Source organism: Bifidobacterium sp. UTCIF-39 (assembly GCF_006408715.1).
In the GTDB taxonomy this organism is placed as follows: Bacteria; Actinomycetota; Actinomycetes; order Actinomycetales; family Bifidobacteriaceae; genus Galliscardovia; species Galliscardovia tissieri.
Map to the genome: position 1 here is coordinate 24146 of NZ_JEOG01000003.1, position 23867 is coordinate 48012.

Annotated in this window: 20 protein-coding genes; 16 read left to right on the plus strand and 4 right to left on the minus strand. The window is 55.5% G+C overall.

Annotation, left to right across the window (positions count from 1 at the left end; translation table 11 throughout):
- Positions 1-164 precede the first annotated feature (164 nt).
- The 9 genes from EP30_RS02095 to EP30_RS02135 are packed head-to-tail and all read left to right on the plus strand — an operon-like array spanning position 165 to position 10224.
- Positions 165-1610, plus strand: coding sequence for a polysaccharide biosynthesis tyrosine autokinase (locus EP30_RS02095; protein ID WP_140555751.1), 1446 nt, complete (start codon positions 165-167; stop codon positions 1608-1610).
- A 3-nt stretch (positions 1611-1613) separates the two neighbouring features.
- Positions 1614-2783, plus strand: coding sequence for a glycosyltransferase family 4 protein (locus EP30_RS02100; RefSeq protein ID WP_140555753.1), 1170 nt, complete (start codon positions 1614-1616; stop codon positions 2781-2783).
- Positions 2780-3766, plus strand: a complete 987-nt coding sequence (locus EP30_RS02105) for a glycosyltransferase (protein WP_140555755.1) — start codon at positions 2780-2782, stop codon at positions 3764-3766. Before EP30_RS02100 ends, EP30_RS02105 begins: the two co-directional genes overlap by 4 nt.
- Before the next feature lie 39 nt (positions 3767-3805).
- Positions 3806-5071: an O-antigen ligase family protein gene (locus EP30_RS02110; RefSeq protein ID WP_140555756.1), complete on the plus strand. Its 1266-nt coding sequence runs from the start codon at positions 3806-3808 to the stop codon at positions 5069-5071.
- Positions 5072-5086: 15 nt separating this feature from the next.
- The gene (locus tag EP30_RS02115; RefSeq protein WP_140555759.1) at positions 5087-6238 is read left to right on the plus strand and encodes a polysaccharide pyruvyl transferase family protein; all 1152 of its coding nucleotides are present in this window, start codon (positions 5087-5089) and stop codon (positions 6236-6238) included.
- Positions 6238-7122 (plus strand): beta-1,6-N-acetylglucosaminyltransferase, encoded by an 885-nt coding sequence (locus EP30_RS02120; protein ID WP_140555761.1) that lies wholly within the window; start codon positions 6238-6240, stop codon positions 7120-7122. The genes EP30_RS02115 and EP30_RS02120 overlap by 1 nt, the downstream gene beginning before the upstream one ends.
- Positions 7123-7142: 20 nt before the next feature.
- A complete protein-coding gene (locus EP30_RS02125; protein WP_140555763.1) occupies positions 7143-8612 on the plus strand; it encodes a flippase in 1470 nt (489 codons plus the stop codon).
- Positions 8613-8629: 17 nt separating this feature from the next.
- A complete protein-coding gene (locus EP30_RS02130) occupies positions 8630-9622 on the plus strand; it encodes a glycosyltransferase (RefSeq protein WP_140555765.1) in 993 nt (330 codons plus the stop codon).
- 26 nt (positions 9623-9648) lie between these two features.
- The gene (locus EP30_RS02135) at positions 9649-10224 is read left to right on the plus strand and encodes a serine acetyltransferase (protein ID WP_140555768.1); all 576 of its coding nucleotides are present in this window, start codon (positions 9649-9651) and stop codon (positions 10222-10224) included.
- 91 nt (positions 10225-10315) lie between these two features.
- Here the strand turns inward: EP30_RS02135 and EP30_RS02140 are convergent, their stop codons facing one another.
- The 3 genes from EP30_RS02140 to EP30_RS02150 all read right to left on the minus strand — a co-directional run bounded on the left by EP30_RS02140 (position 10316) and on the right by EP30_RS02150 (position 13650).
- Positions 10316-11758: a hypothetical protein gene (locus EP30_RS02140; protein WP_140555770.1), complete on the minus strand. Its 1443-nt coding sequence runs from the start codon at positions 11756-11758 to the stop codon at positions 10316-10318.
- 130 nt (positions 11759-11888) lie between these two features.
- Positions 11889-13040 (minus strand): ATP-binding protein, encoded by a 1152-nt coding sequence (locus tag EP30_RS02145; protein WP_140555773.1) that lies wholly within the window; start codon positions 13038-13040, stop codon positions 11889-11891.
- A gap of 166 nt (positions 13041-13206) precedes the next feature.
- On the minus strand, positions 13207-13650 hold the full coding sequence (locus EP30_RS02150; protein WP_094661734.1) for a hypothetical protein: 444 nt from the start codon (positions 13648-13650) through the stop codon (positions 13207-13209).
- Between the two features lie 375 nt (positions 13651-14025).
- On the opposite strand from EP30_RS02150, the gene EP30_RS02155 reads away from it, so the two are divergent.
- The 7 genes from EP30_RS02155 (at position 14026) to EP30_RS02180 (ending at position 22969) form a co-directional block, all read left to right on the plus strand.
- Entirely contained in the window at positions 14026-15369 is a 1344-nt protein-coding gene (locus tag EP30_RS02155) for a nucleotidyltransferase family protein (RefSeq protein ID WP_258185323.1), read from the plus strand.
- A 77-nt stretch (positions 15370-15446) separates the two neighbouring features.
- On the plus strand, positions 15447-15713 hold the full coding sequence (locus EP30_RS02160) for a PqqD family protein (protein ID WP_094661732.1): 267 nt from the start codon (positions 15447-15449) through the stop codon (positions 15711-15713).
- A gap of 7 nt (positions 15714-15720) precedes the next feature.
- A complete protein-coding gene (locus EP30_RS02165) occupies positions 15721-16146 on the plus strand; it encodes a S24/S26 family peptidase (protein ID WP_140555779.1) in 426 nt (141 codons plus the stop codon).
- A gap of 50 nt (positions 16147-16196) precedes the next feature.
- Positions 16197-16349 (plus strand): hypothetical protein, encoded by a 153-nt coding sequence (locus EP30_RS10835; RefSeq protein WP_158216801.1) that lies wholly within the window; start codon positions 16197-16199, stop codon positions 16347-16349.
- A 223-nt stretch (positions 16350-16572) separates the two neighbouring features.
- Positions 16573-21498, plus strand: a complete 4926-nt coding sequence (locus EP30_RS02170) for a M60 family metallopeptidase (RefSeq protein ID WP_140555782.1) — start codon at positions 16573-16575, stop codon at positions 21496-21498.
- A 14-nt stretch (positions 21499-21512) separates the two neighbouring features.
- On the plus strand, positions 21513-22127 hold the full coding sequence (locus EP30_RS02175; RefSeq protein ID WP_181160750.1) for a hypothetical protein: 615 nt from the start codon (positions 21513-21515) through the stop codon (positions 22125-22127).
- Between the two features lie 185 nt (positions 22128-22312).
- Positions 22313-22969, plus strand: a complete 657-nt coding sequence (locus EP30_RS02180; RefSeq protein WP_140555788.1) for a hypothetical protein — start codon at positions 22313-22315, stop codon at positions 22967-22969.
- 242 nt (positions 22970-23211) lie between these two features.
- Here EP30_RS02180 and EP30_RS10840 read toward each other — a convergent pair whose 3' ends face one another.
- Positions 23212-23781 (minus strand): hypothetical protein, encoded by a 570-nt coding sequence (locus EP30_RS10840; RefSeq protein WP_094661727.1) that lies wholly within the window; start codon positions 23779-23781, stop codon positions 23212-23214.
- Between the last annotated feature and the right edge of the window lie 86 nt (positions 23782-23867).

Here is a 23867-nt window from a genome sequence, read left to right on the forward strand (position 1 = left end):
TGTGTTGATGCGTTCGTATTGTGAAAACCCCCTTGATTAAGAGGGTAGACTGGTAGACGCCCCCGTATAAAGTTTAGGGGGCTATATGAATGATAGGACGGGTGCGCTGGAGTCCATCCCGTTGAAGTGGCACGAGACAGAAGAGAGTAAGGAGGGGGCCGGCAGTGACCATTCTTGACGTATTGAATGCAGTACGAAAGCACCTGATCACGGCGATAGCGACATTTGTGGTCGTAGTGGCTGCCGTCTGCGGATACACGTTCCTGCAAACGCCGCAGTATTCAGCGACTGCGGAGGTTTTTGCAAGCTATAAGGGCGCTACGGGTGATGGCGGTCAGTACAGCGATGTGATGAATCGTAATAGCGCCACGACATATATCAATACGCAGCTGCAGTCCTACCCGCAGCTGGTGAAGACCGAGTCGATTCTGCAGCCGGTGATTGATGAGATGGGGCTGAACATTACCGTTGACGAGCTGGCGCGTCAGGTCTCGGCATCGCAGCCTTCCGGCACATTTTTGGTGGATATCACAGCAAAGGACCCGAATCCCAAGCAGGCTTCCGAAATAGCGAATAATGTCGCCAAGAGCCTCAAGGAACAGGTGTCCACCACTTTGTACAGCTCCGACGCTTCGGAGTCGTCACCGATCAATCTGTCCATTGTCCAGACCGCTCAGGTGCCGAAGGCTCCCAGCGCGCCGAATACCAAACTGAATATTGCCGTCGGATTTGTTGTCGCTGTCGTTCTTGGAGTGGCAATAGCCGTCATGTTGGATTTGCTGGATCACAAGATTCGCAAGGCATCCGATCTGCAAAGCATCCTTGACGCCCCGATTCTGGGCTCCCTGACCGATAATGAGGTATACGCCGGCAAGGCGCCTGTGGTCATTTCTCGTCCTGCATCGCGCGAGGCGGAGGATATTCGCCGTCTGCGCATGAATCTGACCTATGTGATGCCGGACAAGGGCGATCGTTCCAATCTGATCGTCATCACGTCCGCCGGCATATCGGAAGGCAAAACCACCACGTCGGTGAATCTCGCCGCTGCCTATGCCGAGGCCGGCAAGAAGGTGCTGCTCATCGACGCCGATCTTCGTAATCCGTCGGTGGCCAAGGCACTGTCGATGAACGGCAGCGTCGGTCTGAGTCAGCTGCTCACGTACCAGGTGAAGTCCACTGACGCCATTCAGCAGTATTGGAAGGAGAACTTCCATATCCTGCCGGCCGGTAAGCGTGCGCCGAATCCGGGCATTCTGTTCAATTCCAAGGCCATGAAATCCCTGCTGGCTCAGGTTTCCGATCTCTATGACACCGTGATCATCGATACCGCTCCGCTCAAGGTGGCCAATGATGCGGCTGTCTTCGTGAAGGAAGGCGCGACCATGCTGTTCGTGTCCGGTCTTGGACACGGCGAGAAGAACGATGTGCGCGCGGCCGCCGAGGAACTGGAAACACTGAATGTGACCGTTGCCGGTGCCGTGCTGAACTTCTCGGAAGAGGAGAAGTCGGACGACAACTATTACTACTACTACGGCGATGGCGAGGACGGCAAGTCCCGCCGTACCCGTCGCAATACCAAACAGTCTCCAAAGAAGACGAAGAAGAGCTAGTCTATGAAGATCGCATTCATTGGGCATAAGCGAATTCCCTCACGCGAAGGCGGTATCGAGATCGTCGTTGACGAGCTCGCCACACGCATGGCTGCTCGAGGGAATAGCGTCGTGGCATACAACCGTAAGGGCCATAACGTTGCCGGTGCCGAATTCGACAATGAATCGAACGACGATAAGCCCTACATGTATAAAGGCGTGCAGGTGATTCCTGTCCGTACATTCAATATGAAAGGACTCGCCGCACTTACCTCTTCGTTCTTCGCTACGCTGAAGGCCATTGCCGCCAGACCGGATGTGATTCATTACCATGCCGAAGGGCCCTGCGTAATGCTGCGTCTGCCGCATTGGCTTGGCATCCGTACCGTTGCCACGATCCATGGTCTGGATTGGCAACGCGCCAAGTGGGGACGGTTCGCGTCCGCATATCTGAAGTTCGGCGAACGCACTGCAGCAAAGTGCGCCGATGAAGTGATCGTACTCAGTCATAACGTGCAGCAGTATTTCAGGGATACGTATGGCCGCGAAACCCGGTTCATCCCCAATGGCATCGAGCGTGGGAACCGGCTCCCTCCCCGAATCATCGCTGAAAAATATGGTTTGGAGCAGAGCGGATATGTGCTGTTTCTGGGACGTATCGTGCCGGAAAAGGGACTGCACTATCTGATCGAGGCATTCAGGCGACTGGATACCGACAAGAAGCTGGTGATTGCCGGCGGCGCTTCGGATTCGAAAGAATACCATGCGGAGATCAAGTCGCTGGTCACCGGCGATGATCGCATTATCATGACCGGTTTTACTGAGGGCGACGAGTTGGCGGAACTATTCTCCAACGCCTACGTCTATGTGCTGCCCAGTGATCTCGAGGGTATGCCGATGAGCCTCCTGGAAGCCATGAGCTTCGGATGCTGCTGCCTGACCTCCGACATTCCCGAATGCACGGAAGTGCTTGGTGAGCACGGCGTGACGTTCCGTAAAGGCGATGTCGATGATCTGGCCGACGAGCTTGGTGCATTGCTGGCGAATCCGACCAGAGTGCAGCAGCTGCAGGTAAGTGCCGCCGACTACATCACCGGCAAGTACAGCTGGGATTCCGTGGTGGACCAGACCTTGGCATTGTACGGCCGTCATGGTGGTGACGCGAAGCAAACACAACGAGAGGTAACAGTATGACGGATCGCGTTCCTCAGCCTCTGATCAGCGTGATTGTGCCTGTATATAATGTGAAGCCATTTTTGGCGAAGTGCATTGACAGCATCATTGCGCAGACGTACGCGAATATGGAAGTCATCATCGTGGACGATGGATCAACGGATGGGTGTGCCGTTATTTGTGACAATTACGCGCAACGGTATGCTCATATCTCGGTTATTCACAAGGAAAATGGTGGATTGGCTTCTGCTCGAAATGCAGGAATCGACGTGGCCAAGGGCGACTATCTTGGTTTTGTGGATAGCGATGACTTCATCGAACCGTTTATGTATGAGAAGCTCATGTATTCGATTTTGAAGCATTCGTGCGATCTTGCAGTGTGTGGCATCAATTACGTGTTTGATGATGGGGCGGTCATTCCCAAAGCCAATATCGAGCCGGAACAGGTACTTGATTTCCCTGATGCAATCAGAGAAATGAATACATTCCGACTGTATGACATGGGAGCTTGGAGCAAGCTGTACAAGAAGGAATTGTTCGAGGATATACGGTTCCCTGTAGGAAAGTTGAGTGAAGACTTCTTCATCATGTACAGGATCTTCGAGCGTGCGCAGAGGATCGTCTATGTTCCGGATGCGTGCTATAACTACTTCCAGCGCACCAACAGTATTACCAAGAGTAAGAAAATCAACAGTGATTTTCTTGATGCGGCATATGAGCAAATGGTTTTTCTGGACAATAAATATCCAGAACTATCTGTTGTCGGGCATGTGTCATATGCATCAGCTGCATTGACGGTATATGACTCATATCTGAAGAACAAGGTGGATTGTCCCAAAGAGCTTAAGGCGAAGTACAAGACAATAGTTTGCGACAACTTGGAATATATCCAACGGGCAACGTATTTGTCAAAGCCAAAGAAAATTCAATTCACGTTGTTCAAGATGAACTCTTGGATCTATGACATGGTCTTTATCTTGTACCGGATGAAGAACAGGGTCTGATCCGTTTGGGATTGTGGCAAGTGTAAGGAGGTGAGATACATGAACAACATTCTGAACAAACGCTTTGATAGCAAGTCTATGGCACTGCTTCTTTTTGCTTTTCTATTGCTAAGCCGTGCGTCGATAACGACAACAGTGAACTATGTGCCCCTCAATACGACAGTGGTTCAGCTTGCGTATTCAGGCTGTATGTTTGCACTATATTTTCTTGAGAAGATCAAGCAGAACGAAGTGTTTGGCAAGTTCCATATGTCGACGTTTCTTTCAATTCTTCTGGTTGTGTATATAGTGCTGTTCGGAAAGATCTTCATCAACCCTCCTTTGGCGCAATATACAAATGGTATCTTTATGCGTCAGACGTTATTTCTGCTCGTCGTGTTTTCCACGGTGGCGGTAACGTATGTGTATCGTATATTTGATGGAATTCTGTTGACCGCATATTACGTATTCACATTCATCCTACTGTTTCAGTTTATTACAAATATATCTGATATCACATCATTGAATATCCTAACAGTATTCAATGATTCGGAACGTGCCCGAGTTACCTATGGCTTCAGCCACTACAACGCACTGGGTGCATTCTGCATATGTTATGTGATTATTTGGATGATACTTCAACAGAGGCACGTGTTCCCGTTCGGAAAGCATTGGACCAGCGGCGTTGCTTTACTGATAAGCGTCATCATGCTGTTCGGCAGCGCTTCAAGAAATGCCATTTCCGGATTTGTCATTCTGCTTCTTTGCTACACCTTTATGGTGCTGCATAACAGCAAAATCGGCCAAAGGATTCGTTTCTTTGTCGAGTGTATGATCGTCGTGGCGATCGTACTGTTCTTCTCGTATGGGCTGACAGGACTGTCATTCGTTGATTTGCTGAACCAGTCGAATCGCGAGACATTGTTTGATGTTGCCCTTCCTACATTCATGAACAGTGGTCGCATGCTGATAGGTTTGGGACTTGCATCCAATGAGATCTACGGTTTGAATCAAACCCCGTACAAGACATACTGGCTTGATAATAGCTATATTTATGTTCTGGTAACTTCCGGCTATATTGGAAGCGCGATATATGTTGCCATGATCATCGGTCTCTTTGTCGGATTGGCAAGGATGAAAGAGGGATCAGTGAAAAAGATCTTGATCAGTCTGGCCATTATGTACATGTATTCCGCGCTTTTTGAAACCACTTTGTTCTGGGCTGGCGTAATGCAGAATTATGTCTATATGATTCTGTTTCTAGTGGCGCTTACCGGATATTTTTCTAATGAGACCGCAAATGCGCCAGTTGAAATTAAACAATAATAAAAGGAGATTATCATGACTGAAAATCAGAAAATCGGAATGATGACTTTCCACGCGTCGCACAACAACGGATCAATGCTGCAGGCTCTTGCACTTCAGCATGTGCTGGAGCATCGGTTCCATCAGCAGACCGAGCTGATCGACTTCTCGAACCGTGGGCAGCAGAACATGTATGCTCCCATTCCCAAACCCAAAAATTGGAAGCAGGCGATCAAAAGCATCATTTGGGCGACCAACGGGAAAGAGATGAATCGCCAGTACGCAGCATATGAAGCCTTCAAGAAGAAGTATTTCCATCTCTCCCCGCATTCCTACTCTGACGCCCGTGAGCTTGCTGCCGTGGCAAACAGCTACAAGGCATTCATCACCGGTAGCGATCAGGTATGGAATATCAAATGCATCGATGCCGACGATGCGTATTACCTCTCCTTTGTGAAGGATCGTCCCCGATTCGCCTATGCCGTGAGCTTCGGTGCCAACAATCCCTTCGAGCTGGAAGGCTCGTCCACCCGCTACGAGGACTACTTCGCCAAGTTCGATAAGGTTTCGGTTCGCGAAAAGAACGCCCAGAAGTGGATCAAGGCCGCCACTGGCGTCGAGGTGCCGATCTGTCTGGATCCCACCATGCTGCTTGACATCGATGAATGGGAGCAGCTTGTCGATATCGGCGAGCGTCCGGTGATTTCAGGCGACTACATCTTCTACTACTGCTTCAGCATCACCGAAGAGGTGCAGAAGTTCCTGAAGTCCGTTTCCAAGAAGACCGGCATGCCGGTGTACTTCATGGAGGCCAAGGAATGGACGTTGAAGATGTGCTGGCGCAACGGAATCCGGCTGATCAAATCGTATGGTCCCGACGTCTACATGAACATGGTCAAGCATGCCGCTCTGTTCATTACGAGCTCCTTCCATGGCACTGCGTTCGGCACCCTGTACCGGAAGAACTTCTGGTACATCAGGAGCAAGCACAGTGAAACCTCGCTCGATGATCGCGCCAGCTCGTTCCTTACCCAGCTCGGTCTGATGTCCAGGTACCGTACGATTGCGGAACTGTCGAAAATCGATCTGTTCACGCCGGCTGATTATTCCACTCTGCCGAATAAGCTGGAGTCTCTTCGCGAGCTTTCCTTCGGATACCTTCAATCTGTTGTGGATGCCCTGAAATAATGTCTCGGCACGCGTATCTGATTATCGCTCACAATCGCTTCGACCAATTGAGGGCGTTACTCCGATGCTTGGATGACAGTCGTAATGTCATATTCCTGCATCTTGATGCGAAGCTCGGTGTAGTTGACAGGACCCAATTTGACCGTCAGCTGCAATTCGCCGAGCTTCGTGTCCTATCCAATCGTGTGGATGTGCAATGGGGGGACTTCTCTCAGATTGAGTGTGAGCTTCGCCTGTTGGAGGCGGCTACCGCGGAACATTGCGATTACTATCACCTGATGTCCGGCGTGGATCTTCCGTTGCAATCACAGGATGCCATCCATGAGTACTTTGATCGGAATCAGGGTACGGAATACGTGCACTTTGACGCGCCCGAAGTCGACCGCACGACATACGAACGCGTCGCAAAGTACGCCTTTTTCTCTTCACGCAACAAGAATATTCTGGAAAAAATACTGTATCGCGTGATGATGTGCGCACAGTTCTGGGTTGATCGAGGACGTCGCTATGGCATCCAATACCAAAAAGGGGCAAATTGGTTCAGCATCACTGACGACTGTGCTCGATACATAGTCTCGCAACGCCAATGGGTCGAGCGGGTATTCAGCAGAACGCGATGCGGTGACGAGTTCTTTATTCAAACCCTGATTGTGAATTCTCGTTTCAAGGATCGTCTGTATACGCCTAACTTCAATAATGACTATGCGGCCATACGGTACTGCATCGATTGGGAACGAGGAAATCCCTACATCTTCCGGGAGGAAGACTTTGCGATGTTGAAGAACAGTGGAATGCTGTTTGCTCGTAAATTTGATTCAACAGTAGATGAGAAGATCATCGCCCTGATTGAGAGCTCAGTAACAGGGCGACATGAAGAAGCGTAAATAAATTTGGAAGGTGCCTTATGTCTTCGTTGAAAAAGAATATGGCATATAACATTGCGTACCAAGTTCTGGTAATCGTTTTGCCACTGGTGACGGCCCCATATGTTTCCCGAGTGTTGGGTGCCGAAGGATTGGGAACATATTCATATATCTTTTCAATCGTCACCTATTTTGGTCTGTTTGGCATGTTGGGCATCGCCAATCATGGCAATAGAAGCGTAGCGCTGACCAAAGCGGATAGGGGAAAGGTTTCCCAGGCATTCTGCAATATCTATGTGGTCCAGTTGGTGACCACGGTAATAGCACTGGTTGTATATATCATATTTGTTTCGGTCTTTTTCTCCGGTAATAAGATCGTTGCTTATATCCAAAGCATAATATTGCTCTCATATGTGCTGGATATCACTTGGTGTTTTTTCGGTTTGGAGCAATTCGCCATAACCGTTACCCGTAATGCGATCATCAAAGTCAGCACCGTGGTAGCCATCTTCCTGCTGGTGAAGCATAGAGACGATGTTTGGATCTATGCATTCATCATGTCCTTCGGCATGTTCTTCAGCCAGCTGTACCTGTGGTTCCAACTTCATAAGTATGTTGATTTTAAGAAGCCACAGTTTGCCGAGGTAAAAAGGAACATTCGTCCGATACTGTTGCTCTTTGTTCCTGCCATTGCGTACAGCATATACAAGCTTCTCGATAAGGTCATGCTGGGGTCCATGACTGGGATGGCTCAGGTCGGCATGTTCGATAACGCGGAGAAGATCATCAATATCCCCTCCAGTCTGATTACGGCTTTCGGCACTGTGATGATGCCTCGAATCACCACGCTCCTGGCAAGTAGTGACGGGGAGCGGATTTCCTATCTCAACCGGATTTCGGTTCGCTATTTCACCATTCTGGTTGTTGGCTCCGCGTTTGGGCTTGCCGGGATCAGTAGCGTACTAGCTCCAGTGTATTTTGGACCGGAATTTACCGGAAGCGCAGTGCTGATTGCTGGTCTGGGATTCAGTCTGATTTTTGTCACCTGGGCTAACATCATACGAACTCAATACCTGATCCCACAGCAATTGGACCGGCCGTATGTGATTTCAACGCTGATTGGAGCTGCCGCGAATCTTGTCGTCAACCTTGCCTTGATCCCACGATTCGCAGCCGTTGGTGCGATGATCGGCACCATCGTCGCCGAATTCGCGGTCTTCTTCGCTCAGCTGCTATTTGTACGACGTCAATTCCCCATGATTCGATATCTTGTTCCCACGTTGTGGCTTTTCCCCATAGGAGCAGTAATGGCCATTGTCGTGTTCAGGATCGGAGCAGTTCTGGGGCCAACCTTCATGGCATTGGTGATACAGCTCGTTGCAGGTGGATGCATATATGGTATCGGTTCCGTATTGTATCTGTGGCTGGTGCGCGACGAATTTTTCGAAAGCATTTTAGGAAAATTTGGCTTGAATCGTGTACGTGGTCGTCATTCCGGAAAGCTTGACTAGGTGGGTGAACATACGATATGAACACATCATCGGTACTTTTTAGTGTGATAATCCCGGTTTACGATGCGGGAAACTGCATTGAAAGGCTTTTGCGCACGTTTGTTGCCCAGAATAATGACCGTTGTGAAGTCATAGTAGTGGACGACGGATCGCAGGATCAATCGCTATCGATTTGCAATGCAATAGCAAACGAGAATGATTTCATTACCGTACTATCGCAGCATAATCAGGGAGCTAGCGCCGCACGTAACTATGGCATCGAACATGCTAGCGGGAAGTACTTGGTGTTCGTTGACAGTGACGATTCCGTTGCTGATGACTATGTTCAAACCGTGACGAATATTTGTGAAACCGGTGGTTTTGATCTTGTGCAATGCAATTGGGTGCAGGGAACTCCGGAAGACGGCTATGCGCCTGCATATGCCGACATCGCCGATCGCAAGGTAGCGGTAGAAGAGTATTGCCGAGATCTCCTGGGGCAGAAGTTCAATCCACCATGGAACAAGATATATCGTCGGTCTGTGATCGACGAGCATAATATCAGATTTGATTCGACTATGACCATGGGAGAGGATCTTGAGTTCGCCATCCGCTATGTGCGGTATGTCGATACGGTAATGATGAGCCCATCGTTTATTTATCGATATTTCTTTAATACTGATGGTCTATGTGCAAAGGCATCTTTGTCATATTTTTCCGATCTTCGGAAACTATATGATTCAATGAAGAAGCTGATCGATGAACGGGCCTTCGACGAGTCCGTGCTACGGAGGGCTCAGGAATCAATTATCGCATCGGTTTTCCGATCGATTGGTGGATCTCTGCAGCAAGGTTTCTCCTCGTCTGATGTGAGGGGAAGCGTCTCGGATGCGGGGTTCACCGACATTCTTCCATCCATGACGAAGGTCTCTCTTCAGGCTTCTCTGAGAAGGGAATTGATCCTTCGCAATCTGTACCGGTTCATTCAGTTGCTATTCGAGCTGAAGAACGGATCACACGGCCGAGTGTAGTGTTATTTTTGGGGGAAGGATATTGTATGGAAGCGTATGATAGAATTCATTCGAAAGCTGACTTACGAGAATTCATAGCCGAGGACCGCAAAGCTCAGCCCCCGAGATATGGAGTCGTTTATGCTACTTTCTTCGATCCCATATTCAAGTTGAAGACACTTTTGCGTAAATGCGAGTATCATAAAAACAACAAATCAATTTATCATCTGATAATGTTTGCTATTTTACGGCACCGGTTCAGGAAGTTGCAATACAGTCTTGGTTCTGAAATTGGCTTCAACGTATTCGGAAAGGGTCTGATCATTTGGCATGGTCAGAGAATAATCACGAATGGTGAAGCACGCGTGGGAGATCATTGCAGTATCTCTAGTGGAGTGGTTATTGGACAAGGCAACGGTGGTGCTCCGCGGATCGGCAACAACGTCGAACTTACGATTAATTCGACGGTTATCGGTGGTATCTCCATTGCCGATAACGTGAGAATCGGTGCAAATGCATTGGTGGTCAAGGATATCGACGAAGCGAATACCACATGGGGAGGCGTACCGGCGAGAAAAATCAGTGATCGGGGTACAATTGAGCATCCCGTGAAAGTCAGCTGATTCCTCAGTGACATACTGATGAGCAGTACCGGCGGATGCCTGTGGTGCTGTAGGCATGCGGACAGCTGCGTTGGTGCACGCACCTATTTCATCAGAGGTTAGGGTGTTGTTTTTCTTCGGTAAGTCTCGTGAATCCGCATCCCCACAGGAGCAGTGGGAGGGCGTAGAAGGCATATCCCTCGAACTGGACGTAGAGGTAGGCGACGAACAGCAGCCAGCAGACGGTGGTCTTGTTCCAGGCGTGGGCGTGGGTTATGCGTTCGATGATCAGCGCCACCAAGGCGGCAAGTCCGATGACGCCGAATTCGCCGAGGAAACTCGTGTAGGCGCTCATGGTGAACATGGAATCGGGATTGATGCCGGCGTACCATTGATCGGCTTTCGTGGGGTCAAACTCCCAGGATCGCAATGCGTGAACGGCGGTCTCGGCACCGAGGTGCGTGGCGTCGGACAGGTTGCCGGCGCCGAAACCGAACAACAGGTTCACCGGATGCTGTGCCATGCCGCACAGCACGCCGAGCGACTGCCAGATACGCGCGAAAAACGACCCATCGCCAGCCGCCCCGTTCGAGGCGATCGACGACAGACGGCTGTTCAGCGCCACGGCCAGGAATCCCAATGCGACCGTGCCGGAAAGCCGCAGGAGGCCACGTTTCATCGCATCCCGCTGACGCCAGGCCGTCGACATCACAATCACCAACATCAGTGCGACCAGGGAGTCCAGCACAATGCGCGTTCCCGCTCCCATGACCACCGCGCCCACCGCAAACGTGATGATCAGCGCCGCAAGGTTATAGGCCAGATCCGGTGCCCGCCGACGCAGCAGCCAATACAACGGCAACAGCACACCGAACAGGTGCATGCCGATATAACTCGGCTCGGCGAACAGGAACTGCGGACGGTTGCCGCCCCACTTTGAATCGGCGGTGATGTATTCACGGCTCATGAGATGGCTGAAATAGTCGCGGATCGCGTTGATGTCCAAGGACACGGCCACGCGCTGTATCACGCCAACTGCGAATGCGAGCCAATACACGGCCAGAAGAATATTGATCATGGGCCGCCAGGGGAGACGCTTTCGCTGAATCGCGATCCGCAAGGACAGCGCACACGATACCGCCGCGGCGATCGCAAGCAGCGAGTTCAGGGCCTGTGTGGGGTGAATTCCCGTGGTGGCCCAGCCCATGCAGGAGCACCCAATAATGATGATCGCCGCTGCGGTGGGAGCCGGGTTGCGATCAGCCATCCTCCGAAGTCGGGACCATGCGTTGAGGATCATATCGGGGATGGCGTTCGCACCGGTATCCTTGATGGATTCTGCCGTATCAGAGTCATCACCGGACGAGTCGATCATCAACGAATCGGGCAGCACGCTCCGCCAATTCACCGCTGCATACAGCAGGAACAGCCACGGGCTGATCGGGGTCCAGAACGGCATGTACACGCCGATCACCGTGCCATCCACCGGAAGCATCGCCAGCGCGAGATAGAACAGGTAGTCGGACCTATCTCGGATGATGATGGAAAACGGCATGGGAAGAGCCCCTGTAATTCGTGACGTGATATTGCGGTACCCACCTGATCCCGGCGGACGCCTTGCTACGTGCGAGTATAGCAACGCACGTATAACACCACGAAAGCGGTTTTTTTTGGGGGGGCGAACCCTAATCCGTGATGCCACCGGCCATGCGAATATACGCGGCGTGCTCCCGCAAATACTCTCGAAGATACGGTATGGCAAAATCAACTTTTCCGTATCCGCGTTCTTCGATCACCTGTGCTTCGATAAGTCGCATTCGATACATGTTGGCGTATTGCGCGTCTTTTCCCATACGATTGGCGATCGCTGCAGTCGAGGACGGTCCGTCATCCTGAGCCATTGCCAGCAGGTATGTTTTGTCAATGGGGGAGAGCCCATCCAACTCCGGACCATGCACGGTATCGCCTAACCTGCTGAGAGCGTCTCGGACTCCGGTCTCGGCATCCTCGATTGTTACCGTGATGGAATCCTCTTGATGACAGCGTTTGGCAACTCGCCAAATGTGGTATCCCACCAATTGGATCATGAACGGATATCCAGCGGTCGCATGTGTGGCGTGGCTCAGAGCTTCGCCTTCGAGAAGCATTCCAGTGCTGGTGAAGGTATCGGTGAAGGCTTGGGAAACATCCGTCAGCGGGACATCTCCCAGCCGTTCCGGTTGCGCTCGACGCAGAAATGTCATGACATCGTCGTTCAACCATTTTGAAGCCATCGAAGGAAGACCGGCGAACACAAAAGCGATATTGCGGTCTTCACTGGTCAAATGCTGCACGGTCGTGGCGATGGCGACCATGTCATCCCGGTCCGCCGCCTGGGCTTCATCGATGGTCACCAAGAGCCCATTACCATGCTTCTCCAATACATCCAGACGTTCACTCATGGCTTCTCGTAGCGTTAGCGGCATACGGGATTGCTCGTAATGAACACCGCCCAAACTGCCACCCATGCTCATTACGCTAATGGACGGTTCAAATGAGAAACTGAGATTTCCCTTCTTGGGTCGCAGCTTTTCCAGTAAGCGTTGGGCCATGCCTTTGGATGCAGTTTCACTGATGGTCTGCCAGCCCTGCTGTTCGGCCATGCGGCGGAATTCCGTAAGCATGACGGTTTTCCCGGTACCTCTGGCTCCGGTGATGCGCATAAGGCGGCCGGGGGCACCGGACCCGTTGTCAAGCCCCTCCTGGAAGTCGTCAAGAACGATGTCGCGTCCGATCAGGACCGGCGGGAGATGGCCGGCACTCGGTTTGAACGGATTGGTGATCCTAGACTTCGGCATGGCTGCTCCCAAATATAAAAGTTTATAAAAGAATATAAAACATTATAAACAGCCTATCGTCCCTCGGTCGTCCTGCCGGCGCTCTTCCGGCAGGTAATGAAAAACCTTCCGGAGAACGGGTTCGGCGTTCTCCGGAAGGCGTGTGTACACAGGGGGGAGCAGGTGATCAGGCGGTGGCGACGGTCTTCTTGCGACCGCGGCGCTTCATCACGCCGGCTTCGGCCTTGGTGGCGTCGAAGATCACGGCCTTGTCGTTCGGATGAGACTCACCCAGCACGGACTGGTAGGCGACCTGATCCTCCGGAACCTCGGCGATCTCGAAGAACTGCTTGATGGCCTCCACCACGGCGGCGTCACGCACGGTGATCGACGCGGTCTGCTTGCCTTCGCCCTTGCTGAACTTGATGCCGTTATCCGCCTTGGCGGTGGTCGGGGTGATGGCGATCTGCTTGGTGCGTTCATTGATCAGCACCTTCACGAATGCCGGGTAGCCAAGCACCACGGCCGTGGCCTTGTTGAACCGTACGGCGTTATCGGTCACCGTCATCACGATCTTGCCGACCGGCTTGACCAGACGGACCTCTTCAAAACCCTGCAGCAGCGATGCCATATTCGGCTCCTTATCGATCAATGGGTATGACGTATTCATTGTCAAGTATATGGGAGGGATTTCCCATTCACCGGACATTATGCAATTCAGGGTTTTCCGGTATCATATTCGTCGGGAATTTACTTTCGACACAGGTGTCGGCGGTTCTCTTGGCAGTACGGTAGTGTGCTTGACAATTGGCATGGCAAACCGAATCGTGACGTGGACTGTGACAAATCCAGGTACGACAAACCGGAGCGCCGAAAACGCCGGAATCACCGGACCATATGCGACACCAGAAGAATGGCGGAACCCTTGACCGATATCGCACAATCTGCAGATACCGAACCCCCCATGAATCGCGGCATGCATGCCGCGCGATATGTCATCAGACTGATGGCCGCGGCTTTGAATAATGACGGTTTCCAGACCGGATCATCATCGACGGTATTACGAAAACCAACGGATGCGTCATGGCAGCAGATATATGCCATCATGTCGTTTCACGGCGTGGAGGCATTGTGCCTGACGGGGTTGTCGACAGCCATGACCGCTGACATGATCGCCGATATTCCACAGGAGATCATGGACCGATGGCGTCACGCCGCCGATCTGACGCTGTACCGTCAACTCGCATTCGACGCCGAACGCAACGCATTCCTCAAGGAATTCTCCGCTGCCGGATTGTCATGGATCACATTGAAAGGCATTGATATCGCCACGTATTATCCCCAACCGGGACTGCGATCCATGGGAGATCAGGATCTGGTGATCGGATACGTGGGAAACGACAGTGGAGATGGCGACGACACGGATGACGCTCGCCGCGCCGAGACCGTTATTCGCCGGGTGATGACAAACCGTGGATACACCTGCGATGCCGACTGGGATCGCGAATTGAGCTTCACGAATGCGCGGAACGGCTTGCATTTCGAATTCCATCGCAAAATCACATCGGAAGGCGAACAGCTGGAAGGATTGTATTCCCGTGCAGTGGTGGACCATTACGCCGATCCATGGGCGCTCGCCATGCCATACGGAATCGGCGATCAATCCGCAACTGCGGCAGCCAAGACTACGGCATCACGTTCGGAACCGGTCCGGCATGGGCGAGGCTATCGACTGACACCGGACGAGGAATATCTCTATCATGTCGTACACATGTGGAAACACTATAATTCCGCCGGATTCGGGCTGCGATTCCTTGCCGATACCCTAGTAATGATCCGCCGATATGAACGTGAATTCAACACCTCATATATCCACACCATGCTCGAAACTCTGGGGATATCCGAATTCGAAAACACCGTGCGAAACCTCACTCTGGCGGTATTGGGATCCACGACCGGCACATGGAATATCGGAACGCCGGAATCCGCCATGCTGCGCGAAATCGCGGCAAGCGGCGTATACGGTACGCAAAGCATGCGAATCGAAAAGCGGATCAACCGCCGTCTGACGGAAACCGTCAGTGACGAGTCGTCGAGAACACCGGCAATGCCGGGTGCTACGCTGCCAACACAACCGCCGTCCGGCAGCCGGTTCGTACTGTGGTACTGGTGGCGTCGGGCGTTCCCGGACAAGGCGTGGGTGGAGCAGTACCATCCACGATGGTCGAGTCTGCCGGCGCGCCTGACCATACTGCCGCTGATACGATTGAGCGGAGCGTTACGGCATCGGCAGGCACTGTCGGAGGAAATACGCCGGACTCTGCGACGACGCCGTCCGCGGCGACGATGACGGATCTTGCATCAGCGTGACGCCCCTTCAACAACCAACACCATCAATAACAACATCAGCAACGAAAGCGAGCAGCCATGCGGGTGAACAACGGTTTCGTCATGCGCGACGTGGCCGGTCAGACGGTGATCGTGGCCACAGGCGAAGCGTCGAAAAACTTCAACGGCATGATCAAGGTGAACGAAACCGGACGCATCGTCTGGCAGGAACTGCTCGACGGATCCGATGAGACGACGATCGTCGATCGCATCGTCGGCCGATTCGGTGTGGACCGCGACGTGGCTGAATCCGACGTGCACGCATTCATCGACGACATGCGTCGACGTGGATTCCTGAGCGAATGATCCGCGGATGACCGACCGCATCGAGAACGTGCTCACGAGCGAAGGCCTATTCGTCAACACCACGGCCGGAGTGAGCATGTGGCCCATGCTGCGCGACCGGCGTGACGTGATCGTGATCCGACCATTGCGCAACGGAGAACGGTTGCGAACCGGCGACGTGCCGTTGTATCGCGACGGCGACCGATACGTACTGCACCGCGTGGTCGGCGTGCACGACGGATGGTACGCGATTCGCGGCGACAACTGCCTGCCCACCGAACGGGTGCCGAACGACCGGATTCTCGGCGTGCTCTGCGAGTTCCATCGAGGCGCACGGCGGGTGAGCGTGAAGTCGCGCGGATACCGGATGTACTGGCGATTCTGGCTGGCGGTATGGCCTGTACGGAAACTCTGGAAGCTGGTCCATGGGGGTTTGCTAGGCTTACGGCCTTAATGCCCCCGAAGTAGTGTGTGGGGGCATGGAAGTAAAGGAAGATTATGACCGTGAGCAACGTTTACGAAGCCCCAGCCATGACCGTTATCGAATTCGGTGCATCCGACGTGGTGCGTACCAGCAACAGCTACCCGAACTACATGCCCAACCCCGGCGACAATGTCGGAAACCAGAGCGCCGAGGATCTTTTCGGACAGTACTGATCAGTACTGATTTTTGACGGTATCGGTTGACGATACCGATTTTCGACGGTGCCGACGGATTGACGGCACTGTTTTTCTGATAATGCCGATTGCTGATGATTCCTGATATCAGTACGGCCATTGCACATACGCGACAGTGAATCGTCGCATATTTCCAGTCAGTCGTCGCATGGTCATAGTCATCGTGCGACGACGAACAATTGAACGAGGAAGAGGGAGCTGCATGCGTCACCACGCACGTCACGCCATCATCACCACAGCAGTGGCATCCGCATTGAGCGCGGTGCTCTGCGCAACATCATTCATCGTGCCCGTTCCGGCGCTCGCCGACGAAACGGGCACATCATCCAACCAGCAGCAGACGGGGAACGCCACGGACGGCAATACGCCGACCGATGCCACGACGGACGGTGACAAGTCCTCCGTCGTATCAGGCAACAATGCCGGCGATTTCAACGATTCCGGCACGAGCGGTACGACAGACGCGGAGAAGAACGCCGACGCCGGGGCCAGCCTCGGCGCCGCGCCCGTTGTCGAATCCGTAGCCAACGCGGCCGAAACCGCCAGCATCACCATCAACGGCACCAGCTACGACACGCTCAAGGCCGCGCTCGCCGCAGCGCCGAACAACAGCGTGATCGAAGTGGCCGGCGCGTTCGCGATCACCGAACGTCTCACGCTGGAAACCAACAAGACCGTCACGATCCGCGCCACCGCAAACACGACGATCACACGCACGGCGGGCATCCACATGATCGCCATGGGCGCGGGCACCCTCAACCTTGAAGCGGCGGACGACGCCACCTTCACGCTCGAGGGCGAAAACCTCGCATCCGGATTCTCCGGCATCTACGCCGCGGGATCCGCGCGCATCACACTCGGCAGGAACGTCCGATTCGCCAACTTCCGCGCCACCAACCTCAACAAGGGCGTCCTCGAACTCGGCGGCGGCACCGTCGTGTTCAACGGCGGCGTCATGAGCGGATGCACGGGCGGCGTGACCGTGGGCACCAACGCCACAATCGAAATCAACGATGGCACGGTCAACGCCGTGACCATGGCGGCCGCCGGAAACCTGCGCATCGGCGGCGGGGCGCGAGTCGACGAGAAGATCACCCTCAACGGCACCGCCAAGATCACCGTGACCGCGACGCTGACCGCATACAGCGAAACCGCACCGCTCACCCTGTCGGCCGCATCGCTTGCCGTGGATCGCGTGGTGGCGACCTTCCCCGACCAGAAAACCGCAGAAGCCAACCTCACCCGCATCCGGGCCGTGGACGGCAAGGGCGTCGCCGCACGACTGCGCGTCAACGCCACGGCCATCGTCGTCGGACGGGAATACGAACTGCTTGATCAGATCAACAACCCGTACACCGACGGACTGGAAACCACGGTCATCGACGCACTCAACAGCGCCGCAAAAATCAAGCAGGCGCGCAAAAGCCTCGATGACCTGCCCATTACCGAAGCCGAGAAAACCACCTACAACACCAGACTCGACACCCTTGACGTCAAACGGCAGTATCTGGACAAGCATCGCGAGGCCGTGGAGGCATCCGTGACCGAGGTCAGTCGTCTCGGATACCCCTCCACCGAACAGAACCGCACCCTGCAGGGCTACATCTACGACAACACCGACTTCACCGGATTCTTCATCCGCCCCGGCATCAAGGCCACATTCCGCATCTACGTGCAGGCCGACGATCCCGGCTCCCTGCGATGGGCCTACCGGCAGACCGGCCAACTCGACGCCAACAACCCCTATCTCGTGCTGGCCCACGATCAAAGCGGACTCAACAACGGCATGAACGAAGTCACGGTCGACACCACCGGACACACCGTGGGATACTCGCTGGTCATCCGCAACTACAGCACGACCAGCAAAGCATCCATCCGCGTGGAGGACTCCGGAGCCGACATCGACCATCCCGTCGTCGGCGACAACGTGGGGCAGTACCCCATCTACATCCACGACGAGAATCATCCCGAAGCGTTCTGGACGTACGTGCAGAAGCTGCGTGAATACGCGAAGAACGTGGATACCGTCACCGGATTCACCGGCAACCTCGCCGATGACAACACGCTCAACGCCGACATGACCGGCATGCGATTCGGCCGGACCATGTTCGGAGTACGCGCATCATACACGGCCAACACCACGCTGAAGAGCGTGACCGACGAGGCCAGCGCCATCGCATACGTGACCAAGGCCAACGAAGGACTGAACAGTCGTCTCGCGTACTTCGACCACCTGCAAGGATTCGACGCGGACGACCCCGACCCGGTGCAGCATCCCACCAACATGCGCATCGTCATCGAAGCGTCCAAGAACCTGACCAATCCGTCGTACTACTTCGCATGGGTCTACATCCAGCACATCCACGAAGGCGACATTCCCGGCATCCTCAACGACACCAACCCGCATTCTTGGGGCGTGGACCACGAATACGGGCACACGCTCGACATCAGTCCCATGGTCGTCTTCGAGGAAACCAACAACCTGTTCGCCATGTGGGGACGACGCCGACAGGAAATCCGCAACATGAAGGCGGAAGACCGGGAATACCGGATCACCACCTACCATTCCGGCATCCACGGCGCGGCGCTCCGCAACTACCGCACATACCTCAACGCAAGCTTGACCGACGACACCGCGACGGCAAACTGGAGCGACGTGTTCCTGGCCGTCATGCTGCGATGGCAGGTGCTGCATTACTTCGACGACTACGACTACAACGACGGATACGATCACGATCCGCAGATGGTCGAACAGATCCGCACATACGGCACGCTCGGCACCATGTACCGTCTCATCCGATCCGAACCGACCCGATACAACAGCGTCGGCGATAACAAGCGCGACCGTATGGTGGCGGCCGTCAGCGAAATCACCGGATTCAACATGGCCGAAGCCTACGAGCGCATGGGCCTGACCGTCGGCGATGCGGCACGGGAATACGCGGCGAAATACCCGTCGTTCCCGAGGCCGATCGAATACTACACGATCGCCAGTGACGCGCAGGAGATCAACGGAGCCAAGGCCTACGACACCAACGCACTGCCCACCCCGACCGTGACCGCTGCGCGCAACGCCAACGGCGGGCTCGACATCACCGCAACGCTGAGCACAGCCGACGCCACCAATACCACCGCATACGTGCTCAACGCCGATGGCAAGCCCGTGGGATACTCCGTCGACGGCACATTCACCGTCGACGTGAAGGACACCGACCGCGTGCCCGACTATACGGTGACCGCCTACGACGTACGACTCAACGCCAGCAACGCCGGACGACTCAACAGCGGCGTGGACGTGAAGCTCAACGTGCGCATGATCGGCGGTGGTGTTGGTGTGGACGGTGCCGTCGATTCCGGCATTAAGGCCACGGTGACACCCAAGGACAGCGGCATCGCGCCCTACGACGTCACGCTTCACGACGGCGAAATGACGTTGGAAAACGTGCCGACCGCCACGGTGACGTTCACCGGCGGCAACGACTACACCGTATCGCTCGAATCCGTGACCGTCGACGCCTACGCATGGGACGGCCGCACCGTATCGGTGGCGCTGGTCCGCAACGACCTGACCGACGCCATCGGCACCACCGACCATCCGCGAATCCGAACCGAGGAACGCGACGGCACGATGGCGTTCGTCATCAGCGCCGCAGCCGGGGCGACCGACGACACCGAAGTGTATTACACGACCGACGGCAGCGAACCCACGGTCGACAACGGCACACGACTCGACATGAAGACGGAGGAGGCCGTGGTGGCGCTCGCCGGCAGTCCAGCGATCGTCAAGGCGCGCGCCTACGCATTCGGCACCGGTCTGAAGCCCAGCGAGGTGGTCGAATCCAGCTGGACCGCCACGCAGAAGGCCACGCTGCGCAGCGATATCTGGAACATGGGCAAGGCGTTGTCCCTGCTGCCCGGCGAATACACTGGCGCGGATCAGCTCGGCGAACTCTTCGAGAACATCAAGAGCTTCTCCCTGCCCAAGGGCTACCGGATCTACCTGTACGGCGTGGATCAGGCCGGCACAGCGAAGGAATTCGTGTTCGACGCGACGATGAACTGGTTCGGCTACTACGTGGTCAACTACAAGATCCACACCGTGCGGATCGAGGTGCTGAACGTGCCGACGCTGGATTCGTACACGGTGAAATTTGACGGTGGCGCGATTGATGGTGCTAGTGACGGCGTGATCAGCGGAACGATGAACGATCTGACGCTTCACCGTGGCGTGACCGGTCCGTTGCCCGTGCCCGCCTACCGTGCACCGGGCTACCGCTTCGACGGCTGGAAGGACAGCGCCGGCAACATCTATCAGGACGGTCAGAACGTGGTGGATCTCGCCGCGGCGGGCAAGAGCGTGACGCTCACCGCCCAGTGGCGTGCCGATGGGTGCTCCGATGGCGGCCAGTGTGCCGTGGACGCGTACCGGTCCGGTAAGGATTCGTCGACCTGGACGGCTCCCGCCGCTCCTGCCAATGGTGACGGTGACGGTTCCGGTTCGACGGGCGATGGCATGACGTTCGCCGGCTGGTATGTCGACGCAGAGCACACGATTCCGTTGCCGGACCACGTGACCAGCGGCAGTGCCTACGCGAAGTTCGTGCCCGTGAGCGATGTGATCGGATTCAAGGGCGGGTCCATGCGCGCCGACTTCTCCGACACGTCCGGCAAGGTCGATTATGCGAGCACCAGCATGCGACTCGGCTACGCCATCACCCCGACCAGTGGTGCCATGGTGACCGCATGGGGATGGAAATACGGTGCATCCGCAACCAATCTCACCGGATCGGCGATCGGCGTGAACAAGATCGACGGTGCCGACAACGACGGCTCGTTCATCTCCAACCTTGTGGTCAGGGGCTTCGCCAGCAGAAACTATGCACGGACGGTGTATTCACGACTGTGGGTCGACTACACCACGGTTGACGGCACTCCGGTCACCGTGACCGACGGTGTCCGCTCCCGTTCGATCCAAGGCATCGCACAGGCGATTCTGGCTGACGGCTCGGGTGCCGGCGACGAGGAACGCGAGTACGCGCAGGGCATTCTGGGACAGATCGGCGTGACGACGGACGGTGAATCGGCCGGTGCCGGTGGCGTTGGGAAGTCCGACGACGGTGGGAAATGAGGTGAGACGCGATTATGCATGATATGGAACAGCTGAAAGCCATGGCTCTGGAACATCGCAGTCTGCTGCTGCGCATTGTCGCCGTAATCGCCGCGGTGATTACGGCTTCGGCTTTGGGATACGTGGCATGGCATGCGATGAGTGGTGCCGTCGGCGCATCGGGAAGGGATTCGTCCGCGGCGTCACGGACGATCATCCCGGAGCACAAGAACGGCAGCGCCGACAATGACGTGATCGAGGAATCGGTGTTCGGCGGCGATCAGACGACGACGGACACGACTGCGGCAGGAGCAGCGGGTGCAGCGGATACGGCGGATGTGAAAGGCCCGTCGTCGGCTGCCGATGCCGCCGGCGAGTCTGCGAGTAAGCGGCTGGCCGACGGCAGCGTGACCAGCAGTGGACGATTCCCCGGAACCGGAACGTCGGATGGTGTCATCGATACGGATACCGACGGGGACAGCGGTTCCGGAGACGTCGTTGGCTCCGGCGGCGTTGAAGACGAAACGGAAAGCGGGCGCGATGAATCGTCCGGCGACGGCGAGTCCGGCGGCGACCATACCGGCGGCACACCGACCGAGGGCGGGCTCGTCGTGGACCCGGATGGCAGCCGTTGGACCGGCTACTACTGAGGCACTGCTGAGATGCTACCGGGGTACTGCGGCAGGGCAGGTCAGTCATGGTGAACTCATTCACGATGCGGATCACGGGACTCGTGATCCGCATCAATCACATCCATGACTCCATACGCGAATTGTGTCGTGATTATGCAATCGACTCTGCGGGCTCTGCAGATGGCGCGTATGCAGATGGCGCGGTGACATCGCAAACGATGCCGGACTGCACGATTTCAGTCACTCGGCAGATGATCGAACGCGAGCGCGCCGACGCCGACTCCGGATCATGGCCGGACGACTATCTGGAGACGCTGGCCGTACTGCGTGCGATCGCGGAACGATTGCCGGCGCTGAACCGGACGGTATTCCACGGCGCCACGATCGCGTACAAAGGTCGGGCGTATGTATTCACCGCGCCCAGCGGCACGGGCAAATCCACGCACATCCGGCTATGGCGGCGATATCTGGGGTCGAAGGTGCAGGTGATCAACGGGGACAAGCCGATTCTGGAATTCGTGGATTCCGGCGCGGATGCTGATGCGGACGCTGCGGTGATCGCTCATGCCACGCCGTGGGCGGGCAAGGAAGGCTGGCAGACCGCGCAAGCGCATGCGCCGTTGGGCGGCATATGCATCGTGACGCGTGGAACGCGCAACATCTGTCGGCGCATCGATCCGCAGACGGCGCTGCCGTGGCTCATGCCGCAGATCTATATGCCGAATGATTCAGCGGCGGCGATACATACTCTGGACCTCATGGATCGGTTGATCCGGAACGTTCCGGTGTATCTGCTGGACTGCGATATCAGCGAGGCGGCCGTGCATGCCAGCCGGTCGGCGATGTGCGGCGAGGGATAAGGAATGGGGCGTTTCCGGTGCAGAACGTGACGATGAACATGAATGCCCTTGGGTTTTTCTAGCGCACTGTCATCAGGGGGATTCTACTTCGGGGGTAGGCGAGTGGGGGTTATGGAAGGGTGTCTCGCGAGGTGTGGGCTGTTCGCCGAGTGTGGGGTGATGTGCCGGGCGATGCAATTGTGAAATGCAAAAAGGGACGGGGCAAAGCCCACGCCCCTTTCAGAGAAGCGGTCGTTGAAGAATCAGCGGTTCATGGAGCGACGCACGGCGAACACGGCACCACCGGCGACGGCGAGCGCGGCCACGGCGACCATGTACGGCAGCATCACGGCACCGGTCTTGGCCAGCTTGTTGGAGCTGGAGCTGGTGGTGGCGGAGGAATCCGTGGAGGAGGCACCCTCGCCCGTGGCGGGGGCCTTCACCGTGGCGGAGCCGATGGACTGGGTGGCGCCGGTGGAGGGGTTCTCAGCGTAGGCGCTGAACGTTGCGGAGGACACGCCGGACTTGAAGATGTACTTCAGCGTGGCGGTGTGCGGGGAGGTGGTGCTCAGGGCGAACGGACCCCAGGTCTTGTTGGCGGCCTGAACGATGTTCTCGACGAGCGTGTCGTCGGCGGTGACGTACACCTGGGTGTAGCCCTGGTTGTACAGATCGTCGGTAACGGTGACGGTGACGGTTGCGGTGTTGCCGGAGACGGACGGTGCGACCGTACCGTAATCCGCGGCGGATGCGGCCGGTGCCAGAGCGAACGCGGCAAACATTGCCACGACGGCGGCGAGCGCGGTCATCACACGATTCTTAATGGAAGTCATGATAAACCCCTACTTCTTTCCTTGCTGGATGTGATGCGCAAGCGCATGTTCCAAGACGGCAAGTCAATATCTGTGTACAGAACGTG

What these genes read in the sequence shown, in the direction of transcription:
- EP30_RS02160 (WP_094661732.1), top strand. Translation starts at nt 15,447, where the DNA reads ATGCGGGTGAACAACGGTTTCGTCATGCGCGACGTGGCCGGTCAGACG.
- EP30_RS02115 (WP_140555759.1), top strand. Translation starts at nt 5,087, where the DNA reads ATGACTGAAAATCAGAAAATCGGAATGATGACTTTCCACGCGTCGCAC.
- EP30_RS10840 (WP_094661727.1), bottom strand. Translation starts at nt 23,781, where the DNA reads ATGACTTCCATTAAGAATCGTGTGATGACCGCGCTCGCCGCCGTCGTG.
- EP30_RS02100 (WP_140555753.1), top strand. Translation starts at nt 1,614, where the DNA reads ATGAAGATCGCATTCATTGGGCATAAGCGAATTCCCTCACGCGAAGGC.
- EP30_RS02145 (WP_140555773.1), bottom strand. Translation starts at nt 13,040, where the DNA reads ATGCCGAAGTCTAGGATCACCAATCCGTTCAAACCGAGTGCCGGCCAT.
- EP30_RS02150 (WP_094661734.1), bottom strand. Translation starts at nt 13,650, where the DNA reads ATGGCATCGCTGCTGCAGGGTTTTGAAGAGGTCCGTCTGGTCAAGCCG.
- EP30_RS02140 (WP_140555770.1), bottom strand. Translation starts at nt 11,758, where the DNA reads ATGCCGTTTTCCATCATCATCCGAGATAGGTCCGACTACCTGTTCTAT.
- EP30_RS02165 (WP_140555779.1), top strand. Translation starts at nt 15,721, where the DNA reads ATGACCGACCGCATCGAGAACGTGCTCACGAGCGAAGGCCTATTCGTC.
- EP30_RS02130 (WP_140555765.1), top strand. Translation starts at nt 8,630, where the DNA reads ATGAACACATCATCGGTACTTTTTAGTGTGATAATCCCGGTTTACGAT.
- EP30_RS02155 (WP_258185323.1), top strand. Translation starts at nt 14,026, where the DNA reads ATGGCCGCGGCTTTGAATAATGACGGTTTCCAGACCGGATCATCATCG.
- EP30_RS02170 (WP_140555782.1), top strand. Translation starts at nt 16,573, where the DNA reads ATGCGTCACCACGCACGTCACGCCATCATCACCACAGCAGTGGCATCC.
- EP30_RS02175 (WP_181160750.1), top strand. Translation starts at nt 21,513, where the DNA reads ATGCATGATATGGAACAGCTGAAAGCCATGGCTCTGGAACATCGCAGT.
- EP30_RS02135 (WP_140555768.1), top strand. Translation starts at nt 9,649, where the DNA reads ATGGAAGCGTATGATAGAATTCATTCGAAAGCTGACTTACGAGAATTC.
- EP30_RS02105 (WP_140555755.1), top strand. Translation starts at nt 2,780, where the DNA reads ATGACGGATCGCGTTCCTCAGCCTCTGATCAGCGTGATTGTGCCTGTA.
- EP30_RS02120 (WP_140555761.1), top strand. Translation starts at nt 6,238, where the DNA reads ATGTCTCGGCACGCGTATCTGATTATCGCTCACAATCGCTTCGACCAA.
- EP30_RS02110 (WP_140555756.1), top strand. Translation starts at nt 3,806, where the DNA reads ATGAACAACATTCTGAACAAACGCTTTGATAGCAAGTCTATGGCACTG.
- EP30_RS02125 (WP_140555763.1), top strand. Translation starts at nt 7,143, where the DNA reads ATGTCTTCGTTGAAAAAGAATATGGCATATAACATTGCGTACCAAGTT.